The organism is Pseudomonas sp. WC2, assembly GCF_050586545.1.
Taxonomy (GTDB): domain Bacteria; phylum Pseudomonadota; class Gammaproteobacteria; order Pseudomonadales; family Pseudomonadaceae; genus Aquipseudomonas.
On record NZ_JBOBDR010000003.1, the window covers coordinates 159,427 to 176,428 of the forward strand.

Below are 17,002 nucleotides of genomic sequence, written 5' to 3' on the forward strand. Positions count from 1 at the left end.
ATGAGCAGATTAGCGTGGTTGCTGCTGGCCTTGATGGTGCTGAGCACCGGTGCGCACGCGGCGCTCGAAGCGCCGACCGGTGATGGCCTGGTGCTGTGGCTGGACGCGGACGATCCGGCGGCAATGACCCTCGACGCGCAGAGTCAGATCCTGCGTTGGCGCGATAAGTCGGCGAAGGGCAACGATGTCGACGTCGATAATCCCAAGGCTGCGACCTTGCCGTTGCGCGTGAGCAATGCCCTCAACGGTCGCGCCGTCGTGCGTTTCAATGGCACGGCGGCTTTCGTCGGCAAGGCAATCCGCACCGCCAAAGGCCCGGTCACGGTGTTCGTGGTGTCACAACGTTTGCCCGAACAAGCGGGGGGCAAAGCCTGGCAGCGGTTGTTCAGCTCGCGACCGCAATTGGCCGACAACGATAACGTCGCGCCGAACTTCGGCATCAGCGTGCAGCAGACCACGGCCTATGAGCCGACCTTGGCCTTGCTGGAAAGCAATGACGTGCCGATCGGCCCGTTCGCGGTGGCGCGCAACGTGGTGGGCACCTCCGAAATACTCCGTGGTGATATCGCCGAAGTGCTGGTGTATGACCGCCCCTTCAGCAGCCAGACCGAGCGGCGCAAGGTGTTCGAATACCTGGCGAAGAAATGGGCGGTCGCCATTCCGCCGCAGGCCGACGCCTGGACCCGTGTCGGCCCGCTCGGCACCACGCCGACACCGACCGATGCCGACCTGCCGCTGTCGGATCAAGCCAACGTCGGGCGCTGGCAACGCGATACGCGGCTGTCCGACGAGTTCAACGGCAGCACACTCGACGCCGCTCGCTGGCACGTCAACGACGCGACCGGCACCGACTCACTGGGTCGAAAACCGGCGCTGTTTCTGCCGGAGAATGCCAAGGTCGGCAGCGGCAACCTCAACATCACCTTCCGCAAACAGACGTTGCCCGACAAATACCTGCGCCTGGGCTACAAGGATTACAGCTCGGCCATGGTGCGCACCGAAGAACGCGGCCTCTACGGCTACTACGAAGCCCGCGCCAAACCGATGAACTCCGCCGGCTCCAGCGCCTTCTGGCTGGCCTGGACCGGCCTGCCGGACAACGCCACCGAAATCGATATTTTCGAAATCGGCGGCAAGACCAAAAACGAAGCCTTCGACCGCCTCTACAACATGAACGCCCACGTCTGGGCCACACCGCAGAGCACCGAACACCTGAGCGCCGGCAGCACCTGGAAAGCACCGTGGCGGCTGGCCAACACGTTTCATGTCTACGGTTTCGACTGGCAACCGGAAACGTTGCGCTGGTACGTCGATGGCGTGCTGGTCAGGGAAGCGAAAAACACTCACTGGCACTTCCCGATGCAAATCGTCTTCGACAGCGAAGCCATGTGGGACTGGTTCGGCGTCGTCGACGATGGGGATTTGCCTTCAGTATTTCGGGTGGATTACGTGCGGGTGTGGCAGCGCAAAAACTAGATGGAAGACGACCCCGCCGAAGAAAGCCTTCAACGGGGGCCACCTGCTGTCAGTCTGCTGTCAAGACGCGTCGATCCAGATGGTTTTGATTTCCGTGTACTGGTCGTGGGCCCAGATGGACTTGTCGCGGCCGCCGAAACCAGACTCCTTGTAGCCACCGAACGGCGTCGAAGCGTCGCCCTCACCGAAGCAGTTCACCGTGACAATGCCGGCGCGGATCCCGCGTGACAGCTTCAGTGCATGGCGCAGGTTTCCGGTGTAAGCCGACGCAGCCAAGCCGTAAGCCGTGTCGTTGGCCAGCTCAATGGCTTCGTCAACCGTGTGGAACGTAGTGACGCTCAGTACCGGCCCAAAAATCTCTTCCTGGAACAGGCGGCTGTCACGACTCACCCCGTCAATGATGGTTGGCTCGACGAAAATGTCGTTGGCAGTCTTGCCGCCCGCCAACACGCTGAGGTTTTCGTCACGGACAACATCGAGGTAGGAACGCACCTTGTCGAAGTGCGCCTTGCTGATCATCGAGCCCAGGCGGTTTTCAGGATCCAATGGATCGCCCATTTTCCAGTCACCCAGATGCACCTGCATACGCTGCAGCAGTTCGTTCTTGATGTCGGCATGCACGATCAGCCGCGATGAGGCTGAACAGTTTTCGCCCATGTTCCAGAACGCGCCGTTCACCACATGCTGGGCAACGACATCGACGTCTTCGACATCATTCATCACCACTGCCGGGTTCTTGCCGCCACATTCCAGCACGATGCGTTTCAGGTTCGATTCGCTGGAGTATTTGAGGAACAGCCGCCCGGTATCAGTTGATCCAGTGAAGCTGACCATGGCCACGTCAGGATGACGCCCCAGTGGCTCGCCCGCCTCTTTCCCTCCCCCAGGCACCACGTTGAACACCCCGGCAGGAATCCCCGCCTGATGCGCCAGCTCGGCGACGCGCAACGTACTCAGCGTGGTTTCCTTGGCCGGTTTGACTACGATTGAACAACCAGCTGCCAGCGACGGGCCGATTTTCCAGGCGAGCATCAGCAGCGGGAAATTCCATGGCAACACCAGGCCGACGACGCCAATCGGTTCGCGTACGACCATCGTCACGGCCCCGGAACCGACCGGCGCTGTCGCGTCGTAAATCTTGTCGATCAGCTCGGCGTGCCAGCGCAACGTGTGAATTGTCTCGGGCACGTCGATGTTCTGGCATTCGCGAACGGGTTTGCCGCTGTCCAGGCTTTCGAGCACTGCCAGTTCATGGGCGTTGTCCTCCAGCAACTGGGCAAAGCGCAGCAATACGGACTTGCGCGCGGACGGTGCCAGTGAATGCCAGCGCCCGTCTTCGAAGGCTTCCTTTGCGGCGGCTACGGCCTCATCGACATCGTCGGCATTGCACGCGGTAATCTCGGTCAAAACCTGATCGGTTGCCGGGTTGGTCGTGGTGAAAGTCTTGCCTGATCTGGAGGGGCAAAACTGGCCATTGATGAACGCCTGATGGCGAAATTCAAGCTTCGCAGCGAGTTCACGATATTGCTCTTTACTCAGCAGGTCTGCCATTTCAAGCCTCCTCGACGATACGCGCGACGTTTTTCTGAAGGGTTTTGATCACGCCTTCCAGCGCTTGCTTCTCCGAAGGCTCAAGCGGTTGCAGTGGCGCTCGGACACCGCCGGCACGCAGACCACTGAGTTCGCTGCCGTGTTTGATCGACTGCACGAACTTGCCGCTCTCGAGGAAATCCATCAACGGCAGCATCGCCGACATGATCCGCCGGCCTTTATCAAAGTTCTTCTCGAGTACGCAGGCTTGGTAGAGCGCAATGTGTTCACGCGGGATGAAGTTCGAGCCGGCGCACACCCAGCTACGCGCACCCCAGGCGAAAAACTCCAGGGCCTGATCATCCCAGCCACAGGACAGCTGGATCGAGGGATGTGCATGGGCCAGACGGTGCAGGCGACTCATCTCGCCCGAACTTTCCTTGATGGCGGCGATGTTCTTGCAACCGGCAATGGCTTCGAAAAACTCGTCGCCCATCGCCACACCCATCCGCGACGGGTAGTTGTAAAGCATGATCGGCAGCCCGGCAGCTTTGTCCACGGCGAGCACATGAGCGGCAATTTCCTTCTGCGTCGGTAACGCATACGGCGGCGAGCCGACGAGGATCGCGTCCGCTTCAAGGGACTTGGCTTTCTCGGCAAAGTACACCGAGTCTTCGGTGCGGATGCCGCCAGTGCCGATGACCAATGGCAAGCGCCCACGAATCACATCCTTTGCCCGCTCGGCCACCGCTACCCGCTCTTCTGCGGTATGCGCGTAGTACTCGCCGGTCGAACCGCCAATAACGATGCCGTGAACCTTGGACTCGATCAGGTATTCGATCACCTCAGCGAACGCCGAAAAGTCGATTTGGCCATCGGCGGACAACGGGGTAATGGCAGGGGTGAAAATTCCGTCAAAGTTCATAGCGTTTTCTCCAGTGGTTCAATATTCAATCCGTGCGCCCGACGGCATGCCGGACACACCGTGGTTAATTGAGTGAGGCGGCTTGTTGCAGATTGAGCGAGCGGGTTTCCGGCGCAAGAACCCAGGACAACACCAGACCGACCAGCGTGACCGCCGCGGCGACATACATGGTCTCGGCGATACCCAGCTTGCTTAAGGAGATCGGCACCAGATACGTGCCTGCCGCTGCGCCGATCCGTGACAGTGAAGTGCCAACGCCCACGGCAAATGCGCGAATCTCCGTGGGAAACAATTCGTTGGGGTACACCAGCGTGAGCACTTGGGCTCCACCGATAAACAGCGCATAGACGGCGAAGAAGAACAGCACCAGAAGGCTTGGCCCGGCGTGTCCGATGGCCAGCCCCAGCAACGCAAGGCCCGAACACAGAAAGCTGTAAATCAGCAGGTTGCGCCGCCCTACCCGGTTGATGATGCGCGTCGCGATCACGCAGCCGATTACGAAAAACAAGGTGATCGCGACCGAACCCAGCGAAGCCCACTCGCCCTGCAGGTTCAACGCAGCCAGGACCTTGGGCGCAAACGCGTAGACGGCAAACAGCGGAACCACCGAACAGGTCCAGAACACCACGATAAACAACATGCGCTTGCCATATCCGGAGTGCACCAGATTGAAAATCGTCAGTTTGTCGCCGGTCGGCTGCTCAGGAAGATTGGCCAGGGAAAAGTCGTTGCCGTAAACCTTTTTGGTGATGGCCTCTGCTTCCATCGGACGGCCCTTGCTCAACAGCCAGCGTGGGGACTCCGGCGTGCCGATGCGGATCAGGAACAACAGCGCGCCGATGATTGCAGCGCTGGCGAGCACCCAGCGCCATGCATCCGAACCCCACACCTTGAACATCGATTCACCGACGATGTACGCCATTGCCGCGCCGGCGAACCACATGATCGTCAGCATCGCCAGACGCGGGCCGCGATACTTTTTCGGCAGGAATTCGACCAACAGCGAAGTGGCCACCGGATACTCGATGCCCACCGCAATGCCAAGGAGCAATCGGAGCATGAACAGGACAATCGCCGAGTCGGCCCAGAGCTGGCCCAGCGAAGCCAATACGAACAATGTCGGGCCGGCAAACAGCAGACGCCTGCGCCCCAAGACGTCAGTCAGCCATCCACCTAGAAAACCACCGAAGAAAATCCCGATCAGCGCCGAGGCGGCAATCATGCCCTCCCAGAAATCATCCAGCGCCAGGGACTTCGACATGTGAATGAGCGCGACACCGATAATGCTCAGCACATAGCCGTCCACAAAGGAGCCACCTGCCGAGCGGATCGTCAGCAGACGATGAAAGCCGTTCAGCGGCACGTCTTCGATTGAAACACCCACGTTGTTCATTTCTTGTCCTTATTCTTTGCGATATCGGGCAACAGGAGACTCAGCTTTCTCTCCCGGCGCGGTACTGCCCCCACTTGAGGTTCATGTTCACCCCTAGTGAAAGGAACGGTTCTGGGGGGTTACTGTTGGGCCCCGGCGCCTGCAAAAGGAAATCGATCAGTCCGTCACGCTCTCCCGCCAGCCAGTCAGCGAGCAACTTGCCGGTGACGGTTCCTCGCGTGACACCGAGACCGTTGCAGCCCAGCGCGCCATACACATTGGGCGCCAATTCACCGAAGAAACCGTTGTGATTGCGCGACATAGCTAATGCGCCGCCCCAGGTGTAGTCGAACGTAACGTCCGGCAACATCGGAAAACGCTGATCGAACGAGGCCTTGTGCCGGCGCACGAAACGTTCGTTGTATTTGCTGTTGCTGCGGCCATCCGGGTTGAAGGTAAAACTGTTGCGGATGAGCAAACGGTTGTCGGGGGTACGGCGCACCGTGGTGCCGAACGGATCCGCAGGAATGGCACCCCAGAACGGTTTGCCACCCAGACGCGCCTGCTCTTCTTCTGTCAGTGGCCGGGTGATGCTGGCGTAGGTGTAGATCGGCAACATGCGTCCTTGCAGAAAACCAAAGCGCATGCCGAACGAGTTATTCGCCAGAATCAGCTTGTCGGCGGTGATGCTGCCGTGGGCGTGCTTCAAGATGGTCTTGGCGCCGTATTCCACTTCCAGGATCGGTGTGCGCTCATACAGCGTCACGTTCGACGGCAGATGGTCGGCCAGGCCCTTCACCAGGCCAGACGGCTGCAGCAATACCGCGCCCGGCGTGAACAACGCCTTGCGGTAAAACCGTGTGCCGAGATGCTCAGGCAACTCATCGGCATCAATCATCTGAAAAGGCTGATCGAGTTTTTCCAGCCCGCGTCGGTAGGCATCGAGCACGGCGATTCCACGATTCTCCACCGCAGCCTGATATTTACCGCAGGCTTTCATCTGGCAGTCGATGCTGAACTGGTCAACCAGATCGCGAAGTATCGATTGACCCGCCAGATTGAGTTTCAGACTGGTGCGCGCAAGTGCAATGTCGCCGATGTAATCGTCGGCGCCGATGTCATGGGGCAGATCAATGGCAAATCCGGCATTGCGACCCGAAGGCCCCAAGCCAACTTCCTGCGCCTCGATAAGTACCACTTCGTCGTTTGGGAAATTCAACGCAAGTTGCCGGGCGCACGCGAGTCCTGTGAAACCGGCACCGATGATCACCCACCGTGCAGAACGGTGCCCGCGGTGAGCCGGCTGGGGACTGCGTGGCTTGCTCAAATGAAACCAGCCACAACTATCATCATCGGCGGGTAATGAACTGACTTTCATAGTGTTGAACCGTTAATCGTTGAAGTTGCAAAACGCACGCGGCACAAAGCAAACGCACGCAGTGGCGTTGATCAAAAAACTGACAAAAATGGCACTTGGTTAAACAGTGACGATTGACTGCTTGTTTTAAAAATTGGCCGCCACGGCATAACGACCGGTGCTGGCGTAATCAGTGGAATAGTAATAATCCCTGAAGGTCATTGGCGGTAAGCCGAACAGATCCTTGAAGCGTTTATAGAAGTGCGGATAACTGACAAACCCGGTGGCCAGCGCCACATCCGTCAGCGAGCGATCACTTTGCACAATCAATTGCCGAGCCCGAGTCAAACGCAGCTCCAGGTAATATCGATTCGGTGCCGCATTCAGGTAACGGGCAAACCTTCTTTCCAGTTGCCGACGCGATACGCCGACCTGGCTGGCGATTTCGTCAATTTCCATCGGCTCCTCGATGTTTTTTTCCATCAGGTTGAGCGCGATGTTCAAAGGTTTTGGAATCGATGAGCAGCGAATGTTGTTGGCATTTGCCGAGATTCTCGGGCTGCCATGCACCGGCTGGTGAACCCGCTTTATTTCATCAACCAGCACAGCATCACCGCGTGATCCCAGCGCTTGCATGATTGCCAGGGTCATATCCAGCGCCGAGTGTGCGTTGGCGCAGGTGGCGCGGCGCTGTGCGCAGGTGAATTCGCGACCAGACGCCTGCAATTGCGGGAAGTACTCGCCGATCAGGCCGCGACTGTCGCTGTGGCAGGCGAAGTCCTGGGCGTCGAGCAAGCCGGCATCAGCCAGATAAAACGCGGCATTCCAGCAACCCGCAACAATGCTTTTACTGACGGATTTCTTCAGCACTCGACGCAGCAGCGGTTGCGCAACAAGCCTCACGCGCTGACCGCCGACCACGATCACCGCCTCGTCATTGAATCCTTCTGCGACCAACTTCTGAGTGGACAGCGGCACACCAATATCGCTCTCCACCAGCCCACCCAAGAGCGAGTAGGTCGAAACTTTGTAAATCGTGTCGCCGTTGATCAGGTTCCCGGTGGCCAAGGCATCCATCGCGGTTGAAAGGGTCGTCAGCGAGAAGTGATCGAGCAGAATAAAAGCCACCCGCACGACACGCTCATGACCTGACAACACCGTCGATTGTCGAAAACCGATATTTTGTTGTTTCAACGGACTTTGGAATGTTTCCATCTTGTTTCACCCACTCACCTTCATTTGAAACGACAACCTATCGGGTCAGCGACAGGCATGCCCGCCGCCATCCCGTGGTCGAGATTACTTCGCGGCTGCCCGTGCATCACTCACCCAGCCGTCATAGGCTTGCTGGTTGGCCTTGATCCATTCGGCGGCATGGCGCTTGATGTCGGCGAGCGACTTTTCACCGTTCTGCATGCGCAGGTTTTGCGCACTTTCAGCGGAGGTGGGAATGCTGACTTCAGAGAGAAACTTGCGCGCCACCGGGTTTTTCTCGGCGAACTCCTTGTTCATGACGGCATTGACGGTGTCCACCGGGAAGCCGAGGTTCTTGCCATCATGGAAGGTGTCCTTGCTCTCCTTGCCATCCGGCAACGAGGTGAAAGGAACCGGCAGCCAGACGACGTCACGCCCTTCCACCAGCACGCTGGCGATCCACTGCGGAACCCAGGTAAAGAACAGCACGGGTTTGCCTTGCTGGAAGCGTGCGATGGTGTCTGCCATCAGGGCGAAGTACGAACCACGGTTGTCGACCACGGTTGGCTCGAGGCCGTAGGCTTTCATGTGGTGCTCGACCATGATTTCGCAGCCCCAACCCGGGTTGCAGCCGGTTAAGTCGGCCTTGCCGTCGCCATTGCTATCAAACAACTTGGCGATCTCGGGCTTCTTCAGGTCGGCAAGATCCTTGATGTGGTAAGCCTCGGCGGTCTTTTTGTCGATCATGTAACCCTGCAGCACGCCCTTCATGACCTGCCCGACTTTGACCATTACGTCATCGCCGCCGGCCTTCTCGTAAAACGCTTCGTGCAGGTGCTCCCATTCATGCACGGTGAAATCCGCATCGCCGTAAGAAAGCGCGAGGAACATCGCCGGGTAGTCGACTTCCTTCGGCTGTTTGACGTCGTAGCCGAGTTCTTTGAGGCCGGCGATGGCCACCTCGCCGCGAAAACGCTCTTCGGCGATCGTCGGGAAGATTGGCGTAATGGAAACGCCGGCACCGGGTTTGTTCGCATCAGCCGCATACACCGCCGAGCACAGTAAGGTGCCGAACATTGAAGCCACCAGGCTCGCAACCACGCTTTTCTTGAGATTTGTCAGTTTCATGTTTCACCACGCTTGGAGTTTTTTAATGGGTGAGCAGGCAAACTTAATTTGTCACTGGACGTGCAAGGTTCTTCTTTTTCTTTAGTTTCATGACCAGCCCCACCGGGCCGCTTTCATACCAGCGCTGACCGGTGGCCAGATCGCTGCTGCGTTCACCCATTGCCTGGGTCAGTCGGTCAAGGAATACCGCGAGCAGTACCAGTCCGGCACCGCCGACGCTGGCCAGGCCCATGTCGAGGCGACCGATGCCGCTCAATACCATCAGGCCGAGACCGCCCACCGAGATCATCGAGGCGACCACCACCATCGACAACGACAGCATCAACGTCTGATTGAGGCCGGCCATCATCGTCGGTGCCGCCAATGGCAACTGCACCTTCATGAGCATTTGCGTAGCCGTGCAGCCGAACGCTCGAGCCGCTTCGACCTTGTCCGCCGGCACCTGACGGATACCGAGGTTGGTCAGACGCACCAAGGGCGCGACAGAAAAGATGATGGTGACGATCACACCGGGTACGTTGCCGATACCGAAGAGCATCACCACCGGCACCAGATAGACGAATGCGGGAAGGGTTTGCATGGCGTCCAGCACCGGGCGAATGATCATTTCCGTGCGATCACTGCGTGCGCACAAGATGCCCAGCGGAATGCCGATAACGGCGCAGAACAACAGCGATGTCAGCACCAGAGCCAGCGTGACCATCGCATCGTTCCACACACCGATCAGTCCGAGCCCGGTAAGCGTCGCGACGCTGAAGATGGCGATGCGTTTGCCGCCAATCTGCCAACTGATCAGGCCGGCAATGATGATGAACACCGTGGGTGGAACTGAAAGCAGGCCCCACTGAACACCGTCCAGCACTTGATCGACCGGCCAGCGAATTGAACGAAACACTTCCCGGAAGTTGTGCACGAGATATTTAAGGGCGGTTTCCACCCACGAACCCAAAGGAATATTAAGACTTTGGAAAGGATCTAAAAAATTGAAGTCTGACATGGTGCTACCTCGCCCTCAGAAACTACTTAGCAATTCTGATTATTCGGAGTTCAGCTGTTACTAAGGCAGCTCAGAAGATGGCCTTGCGAAATCGAACCTTTATAAAGTCCAACTTCATCCACTACCGGCATGGGAGTTGCCGAGGCAGCAACAATGTGAAAGATCTCTCGCAACGATGCGTCAGCCTTTATCGGTATTTGACCGCCAGGCACATAAGCGGTGGTGGAATCCTGTTGTGCAATATCGCCAGCTCTCAGGATTCGACTGGTGTCGAAGCCATTAAAGAAGTCGCGTACATATTTATTCGCTGGCTTGCACAAAAGTTCACGTGGCGTACCGATTTGCACCACCCGTCCGCCCTCCATGATCGCAATGCGATGACCGATGCGAACGGCTTCTTCAATATCGTGGGAGATAAAAATGATGGTGCGATCCTGCTCGGCCTGAAGCTTGATCAGCTCGCCCTGCATTTCGCTGCGAATCATCGGGTCGAGTGCCGAGAATGCTTCGTCCATCAGCAGAATCGCGGGATCGTTGGCCAAGGCGCGAGCCAGGCCGACGCGTTGCTGCATGCCACCGGAGAGCTGGTGGGGGAAGCTGAATTCCTGCCCGGCAAGTCCGACTTGTTCCAGTGCGCCCATCGCGCGGCAATAGCGTTCTTTCTCGCTGACACCGCTGATTTCCAGACCGAAACTGACGTTGTCGATGACGCTCATATGGGGCATCAAGGCAAACGACTGGAAGACCATGCCCATGTCTTTGCGGCGAACTTGCAATAAGTCCTTGTCAGCTAAACCGGTAATTTCCTTACCGTTTAAAAAAATCTTACCGGAAGTGGGTTCGATCAGTCGATTGAACAATCTGACCATGGTCGATTTGCCGGAACCTGACAAACCCATAATCACGAATATCTCACCCCGGCGAACGGAAAAATTGGCGTCAAAAACACCAATGGCCTGACCAGTCTTTTTGAACACTTCGGCTTTCGAAGCGCCCTCTTCAATCATTTTCATGGCCAGTGCTGGCTGCGTGCCAAAGACTTTGAAAACATTCTTGACGCAGATAATCTCGTCGGAACTTGTCATACCTTGCCTCCTTCGCGTCGCGCATCTTTCGCATTAAGCGAACTGCTAACAAGCGAAAATAATTTCAAACGGCAGCGGTAATGAATTGATGTCTTCACGACGGGCTTCCTTTTATTATTTTTGAGGCCCTAGGAAAAAGGGATGTTTCAAATTTATTAGCATCACCGCGCTTAATCCAACTACATTTACAGGGGCAATTCGATAACGTTGGGTTATCAGTTGCGGCGACAGGCATCGCTGAGTGCCGCATTAGCACTATGAGCGACCGGGTCTATCCCGACAGCGACGCTCGCGTAGCCCTCCGCGTACGGTTCCGTTACCCTCCTCGCGCTTCGTTGGGGAGCTGTATCGTTAGGAGAGTGTACGAATGACCAAGCATGTCGACCCTGACACCATCTTGCTGAAAATGCCGTCCTTGAGGGCTGTAAAGGCATTTGTCGCTGCCGCCAAATACGAAAGCTTCACCCGGGCAGCGGAGGCTTTGTGCGTTTCTCAAGCCGCGATCAGCCGGCAGATCCGAGAGCTGGAAAGTTATCTGGGCGCGCAGCTGTTCACACGGGTGGGTCGTGCCGTTGAACTGACGGCCGCCGGTGCGGTGTTCTTCGATGCGGCGCAGCTATCGTTCGTCAACATCGCCCAGGCCGCTGAACGCATTCGCAGCAGCCAGTCGACCAAGAAGGTCCTCACCGTCTGCTGCTCTCCGGCCTTTTCCGCGCTGTGGTTATCCAATCATCTGCAGGAGTTTTTCGCCCAGTGCCCGGACATCGAACTCAACCTGATCACCACGCAAAACTTCCTGACCATGGAGCCCGGCGTGCAGCCGGATATTTTCATCACCAAGATTTCGCGCATCCGCGAAGGCTATAGAAGCTATCCGCTGTGCCACGACGTGATTTATCCGGTGTGCACACCGCAATATCTGGAGAAGCACCCGGAGATTGCGACCATTGAGGGCGTACGTGATTCGGCATTGCTCAATCTCAGCCCTTACGGCCGTTCGCAGGTGGCAGAGCATGTCGACTGGGGCGTGTGGCTGGCGTTTCAGGCAATCGATATCGACGATCGCCCGGCGAACAGTCCGCAGATCTTCAACGCCAACGACTACAACCTGCTCATCAGCATGGTGTTGACCCATCAGGGCATCGCGCTGGGCTGGAATCACCTGGTCACGGCGTTAGTGCAGCAAGGCTTGCTGGTTCGACCGATCGAGCAACAGGTGCAGTTGCGTAACAGTTGGCATTACCTGAGCTGTCGGGAAAACTCGGACAATGAAGATGAACTGCGGCGTTTTCGCGAATGGATTCTTTCGAAATTTCCCCGTCGCTAATCTGATTCACACAGTTGTCGGGTGATTTGGTTATCAATAGCCCGACGAAAATGTTGCTAGAGCAGCATCCTCCCCCTGGCTCATTGTTGAGCGGCGCCGACCACGATCGGTTCGGCTCAACTCACAGGAAGGGATTGTTGAATGTCACTCTTCGAATTCTGTCGCGACTTTGATTTCCTGAATGCCCCGCCCAAGACCCGTGCAATCGTGCAGGACAGTCTGCTGGATATCGTCGGCGTCATGGCCGGTGCAGCGAACAACGACACCACGGTTGCGATTCGGCGTTTTGCCGAACTGCATTACCCGGCGGGCGCCTATAGCAGTCGCCTGATCTTTGCCGGGCAGCGTGTCAATGTGCTGGGTGCAGCCTGGGCCGGTGGATTCAGCGCTGACAGTCTCGACGCCCACGAAGGCCACTTCAAATCCAAGGGGCACGCCGGTGCCAGCGTGGTTCCCGCCGTGCTCGCCCTCGCCGATGCGCTCCATCATCAAGGCAAGTCCATCAGTGGCCATGAGTTGCTGACGGCCCTGTGTATTGGTTATGAAACGGCGCTGCGCGCTGGCTCCGCGTTGATGGCGACATCACCTACGTATCATGCATCAGGTGGTTTTTCGGCGATGGGAGTGGTGTGTGCCGGCGCGCGTTTGCTGGGCTTCGATGAACCGACGTTCCGCCACGCTTTGGGTATCGCCGAGTATTTCAGCGCACGCTGTCCGATGATGCGCTTGATTCATGCGCCGACCATGCTGCGTGATGCCCACGGTTCTGGGGCATTTACCGGGTTGAATGCGTTATTCATGGCTCGCGAAGGCATTACCGGTGCACCGGCGGAAACAGTGGAAGACGCCACGGTCGCTGAATACTGGACTGACATCGGCAAACGCTGGGAGATCGACAGCCAGTACTTCAAACCCTGGCCAGTCTGCCGTTGGGCGCAACCGTCGCTAACCGCCATGCTCGAACTGCAGCGGGAACACCCGCTGCTTAGTGCCGACGCGATTGAAACCGTTCGTGTAGAAACATTCTACGAGTCGATGTGTTTGCAGGGGCATACACCGAGCGATGCCGACCAGGCGCAATACGCCCTCGCCTTTCCGCTGGCAGCACTGATTGTCAGGGGCAAAGTCGGGCCGGAAGAAGTCACCGGGGCGGCGATTTTTGCCGAAGATATTCGGGCTTTGAGCCGCCGCATCGAAGTCGTCGAAGCTGCCGATATTTCGGCTCGATTTCCTGAGCAAATTCTCTCCCGGCTGACCCTCACCTTGAAGAATGGCGATGTGCTGGTGAGCCCGATCACCGCCGCACGCGGAGATCCCGAAACCGCCCTGAGCGCTGAAGAATTGAGTGAAAAGTTTGATCTGTTTGCTCGTGGTCTCGGTGATGAGCGAAGTGCTGCTGTGAAAGCGGCGATCAGCACCATCGCCCAATCCTCCTGCGCCATCACCTCCCTCGAACGGGTTTTCCAGCCAACCAACCCATAACGCCAACGCATGCATTGCCCACAGCAAATGTCGTTTGTGATGGTTGCCGGGAGCGCTATAGGCTGAGGAAGATCTCACAAAGTCACAATTAAAGGTGACCGCTCAAGATTTATGTCCTGGGAGGATAAGAATGAACAATAAAGAAACCGTTTTTGACCTGATCGCACAGCGCAAACCCTGGCACTCGCTGCCTGGCGCTCTTTACAGCAGTGACAGCGTTTACCGTCAGGATCTTGAGCAGATCTGGCACAAGGACTGGATCTTCGCCGGCCACACGTTTGAAATTACCAAGCCGGGCCAGTATTTCACCCTGCAGATCGGTGACTATCCCGTCGCCGTCGTCCGTGGCAAAGATGGCGAGGTTCGGGCTTTCCATAACGCCTGCCGTCACCGTGGCGCGAAAATCTGCGAAGCAGATCACGGCAAAGTGGCCAAGATGGTTTGCCCTTATCACAAGTGGACGTATGAACTGGATGGCAACTTGTTGTTCGCGGGCAACATGGGCCAGGATTTCGACAAGTCCCAATACAGCCTCAAAAGCGTCCACTGCGAGATCGTCGACACCTACATCTACGTCTGCGTTGCTGCTAAAGCTCCAGATTTCGAAGGTTTCCGCAAAGCCGTCAGCCCTTTCGTAGCGCCGCATTACCTTGAAAACTGCAAAGTGGCGTTTGAATCGAACATCGTCGAGAAAGGCAACTGGAAGCTGGTTTTCGAGAATAACCGCGAGTGCTACCACTGCGACGGTTCCCACCCGGAGCTGCTGCATTCGTTCGTCGATAACCTTTCGGTGGGCGGCATCAGTGGCGAAGATGATCCAGAGCTGTCGGCTTACTGGTCCAAGTGCGAGCGTGCGGGTTTGCCAAGCCGATTGGTGATGGATATCAACGGTCAGTTCCGCATGACTCGCATCCCACTGTCCTCCGGCGCCGTCAGCTACACCATGGACGGCAAGCCAGCGGTCGCCGGTCGCCTGGACAAAACAGCCGAAGCGGACATCGGTGCGCTGCTGTACTTCCACTACCCGTCCACTTGGAATCACTTCCTCGGTGACCATGCATTGAGCTTTCGCGTTTTGCCGATCAGCGCCACGGAAACATTGGTCACTACCAAGTGGCTGGTGCCCAATACGGCGGTGGAGGGTGTTGACTACGATCTCGAGCGACTGACCAAAGTCTGGATTGCGACCAACGATCAAGACCGGACGCTGGTCGAGGGCACCCAACGCGGCGTGACCTCGCCTTCGTACGAGCCAGGCCCGTATTCGGAAACCGCCGAGACCGGCGTCTGCCAGTTCGATGACTGGTATTGCGCGACCATGATGGATCGACTCAAAGGCCCAATCCCATTGAAGTCGGTTGGCTGATTGCTGCTTTCCACGACGGCGGTTATTGGTGAAACCGCCGTTCTTCAACGTTTAACCTCCTCCCTTCAGCATCCCGCCGGGTGCCGGAGGGGATTTTTGCCTGCAGAAAACTGTTATCCCGATAAGGATGCCGGCATCAATGAGCACCTCTACGTCATCCTTCGCGCCTCTGGCAAACCACGGCGAACGCGTGTCCACACGCATCATATTTTTGATCACCGGCATTGTGATGTCGGCCTGGGCGCCACTCGTGCCGCTGGTGAAAGCCCGTACGGGACTGGACGACGGCGGCCTTGGCCTGTTGTTGCTGGGCTTTGGCATCGGCTCGATCATGGCCATGCCTTTTGCCGGTTACCTGACTGCACGTTTTGGCTGTCGCCCGGTGATCATCTGTTCAACCATCGCCTTGTGCGCGGTGCTGCCGGTGTTGAGCCATCTGGCATGGCTACCGGGACTGGCGCTAATGGTGCTGCTGTTTGGCGCGAGCATGGGCATGCTCGATTGCGCGATCAATATTCAGTCGATCATCGTCGAAAAGAACAGCGGTGAAACCCTGCAGTCGGGATTCCACGGGCTCTACAGTGTCGGCGGAATCGCCGGCGCCGGGGCCATGACGGCGATGCTCAGTCTGGGCCTGGATCCGCTGCTGTCGGTGCTTTGCCTGGTGGCCATCATTCTCGCTGCGCTGTACAAGGCCGTGCCAGGTTTGCTGACCTATGGCACTGAGAGGGACGGCCCGTTGTTTGCGGTTCCTCGCGGGATCGTGCTGCTGTTGGGCAGCCTGTGTTTCATTGTTTTTCTGACTGAAGGCGCGATGCTCGACTGGAGCGCCGTGTTCCTGGCTTCGCACCGTTCAATGGAACCGAGCTACGGCGGCTTGGGTTATGCGTGCTTCGCGGCTGCAATGACAGTCGGGCGCCTGACTGGAGACGCCATCGTCAGTCGATTGGGCGGCATTCGCGTCGTCGCGCTGGGCGGTGTCTGCGCTGCCGTCGGCATGCTGGTGTCGTTGGCGTTCGACAGCTGGCAGGCGTCACTGCTGGGCTATGCCTTGGTCGGAGCGGGATGCTCGAATATTGTTCCGGTGTTGTTTACCGCAGCGGGTCGGCAACAGCATATGCCGCAGCGCACCGCCATTCCGGCGATCATTTCCATGGGTTATGCCGGCATCCTCATGGGGCCGGCATTCATTGGCATGGTTGCCCACATCAGTACGCTGGTGGTTGCGTTGGGTGCTCTGGTATTTCTGTTGCTGTTCGTCAGCTACGCGGCAAGATTTCTGAAAGCATGACGGCAACTCAGGGCTTGAGAATCAACAGTGGCGCGCCCTTCTTGACGATGTATGTCGCCAGTTCGGCGCCCTTTTCGCTGCCGATATTTTTCGCCACATGGGCGACACCTGCCGGGATGAACAGCGAATCCCCGGCCTTCAGCGTGACCGGCGCCTGCCCTTCCAGTTGATACTCAAACAGCCCACTGATGACATAGGCCACCTCGACGCCAGGATGCGCATGCCGTGGCGCCGCCACGCCAGCGTCGAAATCGATGCGCGCCTGAATCACTTCGCGGTCGGCCGTCCCGAGATCCTGATGAATCAGATCGGAGCGGCTCAGCCCTTGTTGCCAGCTCTTGGCTTGGCTGTCGGCGGCGTGGGCGAGGTGGCTCAAGGATGCGAATACAACAGCGCTGGCGAGAATCAATCGACGGTACATGGTGTGGCCCTCTCAAACGTAGTGGTGTGATGGCCTCTACTGTGAGTGCGG

14 protein-coding genes are annotated in these 17,002 nt (G+C 57.7%); 5 read left to right on the plus strand and 9 right to left on the minus strand.

Going from position 1 to position 17,002, the window contains the following annotated elements:
* Positions 1–1,476: a family 16 glycosylhydrolase gene (locus tag ACQ4OE_RS04595; RefSeq protein WP_430945865.1), complete on the plus strand. Its 1,476-nt coding sequence runs from the start codon at positions 1–3 to the stop codon at positions 1,474–1,476.
* A gap of 60 nt (positions 1,477–1,536) precedes the next feature.
* On the opposite strand, the gene ACQ4OE_RS04600 is transcribed toward ACQ4OE_RS04595, so the two are convergent.
* From ACQ4OE_RS04600 to ACQ4OE_RS04635, 8 genes are all read right to left on the minus strand, one after another.
* Positions 1,537–3,027: an aldehyde dehydrogenase gene (locus ACQ4OE_RS04600; protein WP_430945866.1), complete on the minus strand. Its 1,491-nt coding sequence runs from the start codon at positions 3,025–3,027 to the stop codon at positions 1,537–1,539.
* A gap of 1 nt (position 3,028) precedes the next feature.
* Positions 3,029–3,931 carry a dihydrodipicolinate synthase family protein gene (locus tag ACQ4OE_RS04605; protein WP_430945867.1) on the minus strand — a complete coding sequence of 301 codons (903 nt, stop codon included), beginning with the start codon at positions 3,929–3,931 and terminating at the stop codon, positions 3,029–3,031.
* 64 nt (positions 3,932–3,995) lie between these two features.
* A complete protein-coding gene (locus ACQ4OE_RS04610; RefSeq protein ID WP_430945868.1) occupies positions 3,996–5,324 on the minus strand; it encodes an MFS transporter in 1,329 nt (442 codons plus the stop codon).
* A gap of 40 nt (positions 5,325–5,364) precedes the next feature.
* A complete protein-coding gene (locus ACQ4OE_RS04615) occupies positions 5,365–6,681 on the minus strand; it encodes an NAD(P)/FAD-dependent oxidoreductase (RefSeq protein ID WP_430945869.1) in 1,317 nt (438 codons plus the stop codon).
* Between the two features lie 126 nt (positions 6,682–6,807).
* Positions 6,808–7,875 (minus strand): GlxA family transcriptional regulator, encoded by a 1,068-nt coding sequence (locus ACQ4OE_RS04620; protein WP_430945870.1) that lies wholly within the window; start codon positions 7,873–7,875, stop codon positions 6,808–6,810.
* A gap of 84 nt (positions 7,876–7,959) precedes the next feature.
* The gene (proX, locus tag ACQ4OE_RS04625; RefSeq protein WP_430945871.1) at positions 7,960–8,982 is read right to left on the minus strand and encodes a glycine betaine/L-proline ABC transporter substrate-binding protein ProX; all 1,023 of its coding nucleotides are present in this window, start codon (positions 8,980–8,982) and stop codon (positions 7,960–7,962) included.
* Positions 8,983–9,025: 43 nt separating this feature from the next.
* On the minus strand, positions 9,026–9,979 hold the full coding sequence (gene proW / locus ACQ4OE_RS04630; protein ID WP_430945872.1) for a glycine betaine/L-proline ABC transporter permease ProW: 954 nt from the start codon (positions 9,977–9,979) through the stop codon (positions 9,026–9,028).
* Positions 9,980–10,029: 50 nt separating this feature from the next.
* Positions 10,030–11,064 (minus strand): quaternary amine ABC transporter ATP-binding protein, encoded by a 1,035-nt coding sequence (locus ACQ4OE_RS04635; RefSeq protein WP_430945873.1) that lies wholly within the window; start codon positions 11,062–11,064, stop codon positions 10,030–10,032.
* A 367-nt stretch (positions 11,065–11,431) separates the two neighbouring features.
* On the opposite strand from ACQ4OE_RS04635, the gene ACQ4OE_RS04640 reads away from it, so the two are divergent.
* The 4 genes from ACQ4OE_RS04640 to ACQ4OE_RS04655 all read left to right on the plus strand — a co-directional run bounded on the left by ACQ4OE_RS04640 (position 11,432) and on the right by ACQ4OE_RS04655 (position 16,530).
* The gene (locus tag ACQ4OE_RS04640; RefSeq protein ID WP_430945874.1) at positions 11,432–12,391 is read left to right on the plus strand and encodes a LysR family transcriptional regulator; all 960 of its coding nucleotides are present in this window, start codon (positions 11,432–11,434) and stop codon (positions 12,389–12,391) included.
* A 141-nt stretch (positions 12,392–12,532) separates the two neighbouring features.
* Entirely contained in the window at positions 12,533–13,873 is a 1,341-nt protein-coding gene (locus tag ACQ4OE_RS04645; RefSeq protein ID WP_430945875.1) for an MmgE/PrpD family protein, read from the plus strand.
* 130 nt (positions 13,874–14,003) lie between these two features.
* Entirely contained in the window at positions 14,004–15,239 is a 1,236-nt protein-coding gene (locus ACQ4OE_RS04650; RefSeq protein WP_430945876.1) for an aromatic ring-hydroxylating oxygenase subunit alpha, read from the plus strand.
* A 139-nt stretch (positions 15,240–15,378) separates the two neighbouring features.
* Positions 15,379–16,530, plus strand: a complete 1,152-nt coding sequence (locus ACQ4OE_RS04655; protein WP_430945877.1) for an MFS transporter — start codon at positions 15,379–15,381, stop codon at positions 16,528–16,530.
* Between the two features lie 7 nt (positions 16,531–16,537).
* Here ACQ4OE_RS04655 and ACQ4OE_RS04660 read toward each other — a convergent pair whose 3' ends face one another.
* A complete protein-coding gene (locus ACQ4OE_RS04660) occupies positions 16,538–16,951 on the minus strand; it encodes a cupin domain-containing protein (protein ID WP_430945878.1) in 414 nt (137 codons plus the stop codon).
* Between the last annotated feature and the right edge of the window lie 51 nt (positions 16,952–17,002).

What these genes read in the sequence shown, in the direction of transcription:
- ACQ4OE_RS04595 (WP_430945865.1), top strand. Translation starts at nt 1, where the DNA reads ATGAGCAGATTAGCGTGGTTGCTGCTGGCCTTGATGGTGCTGAGCACC.
- ACQ4OE_RS04600 (WP_430945866.1), bottom strand. Translation starts at nt 3,027, where the DNA reads ATGGCAGACCTGCTGAGTAAAGAGCAATATCGTGAACTCGCTGCGAAG.
- ACQ4OE_RS04605 (WP_430945867.1), bottom strand. Translation starts at nt 3,931, where the DNA reads ATGAACTTTGACGGAATTTTCACCCCTGCCATTACCCCGTTGTCCGCC.
- ACQ4OE_RS04610 (WP_430945868.1), bottom strand. Translation starts at nt 5,324, where the DNA reads ATGAACAACGTGGGTGTTTCAATCGAAGACGTGCCGCTGAACGGCTTT.
- ACQ4OE_RS04615 (WP_430945869.1), bottom strand. Translation starts at nt 6,681, where the DNA reads ATGAAAGTCAGTTCATTACCCGCCGATGATGATAGTTGTGGCTGGTTT.
- ACQ4OE_RS04620 (WP_430945870.1), bottom strand. Translation starts at nt 7,875, where the DNA reads ATGGAAACATTCCAAAGTCCGTTGAAACAACAAAATATCGGTTTTCGA.
- proX (WP_430945871.1), bottom strand. Translation starts at nt 8,982, where the DNA reads ATGAAACTGACAAATCTCAAGAAAAGCGTGGTTGCGAGCCTGGTGGCT.
- proW (WP_430945872.1), bottom strand. Translation starts at nt 9,979, where the DNA reads ATGTCAGACTTCAATTTTTTAGATCCTTTCCAAAGTCTTAATATTCCT.
- ACQ4OE_RS04635 (WP_430945873.1), bottom strand. Translation starts at nt 11,064, where the DNA reads ATGACAAGTTCCGACGAGATTATCTGCGTCAAGAATGTTTTCAAAGTC.
- ACQ4OE_RS04640 (WP_430945874.1), top strand. Translation starts at nt 11,432, where the DNA reads ATGACCAAGCATGTCGACCCTGACACCATCTTGCTGAAAATGCCGTCC.
- ACQ4OE_RS04645 (WP_430945875.1), top strand. Translation starts at nt 12,533, where the DNA reads ATGTCACTCTTCGAATTCTGTCGCGACTTTGATTTCCTGAATGCCCCG.
- ACQ4OE_RS04650 (WP_430945876.1), top strand. Translation starts at nt 14,004, where the DNA reads ATGAACAATAAAGAAACCGTTTTTGACCTGATCGCACAGCGCAAACCC.
- ACQ4OE_RS04655 (WP_430945877.1), top strand. Translation starts at nt 15,379, where the DNA reads ATGAGCACCTCTACGTCATCCTTCGCGCCTCTGGCAAACCACGGCGAA.
- ACQ4OE_RS04660 (WP_430945878.1), bottom strand. Translation starts at nt 16,951, where the DNA reads ATGTACCGTCGATTGATTCTCGCCAGCGCTGTTGTATTCGCATCCTTG.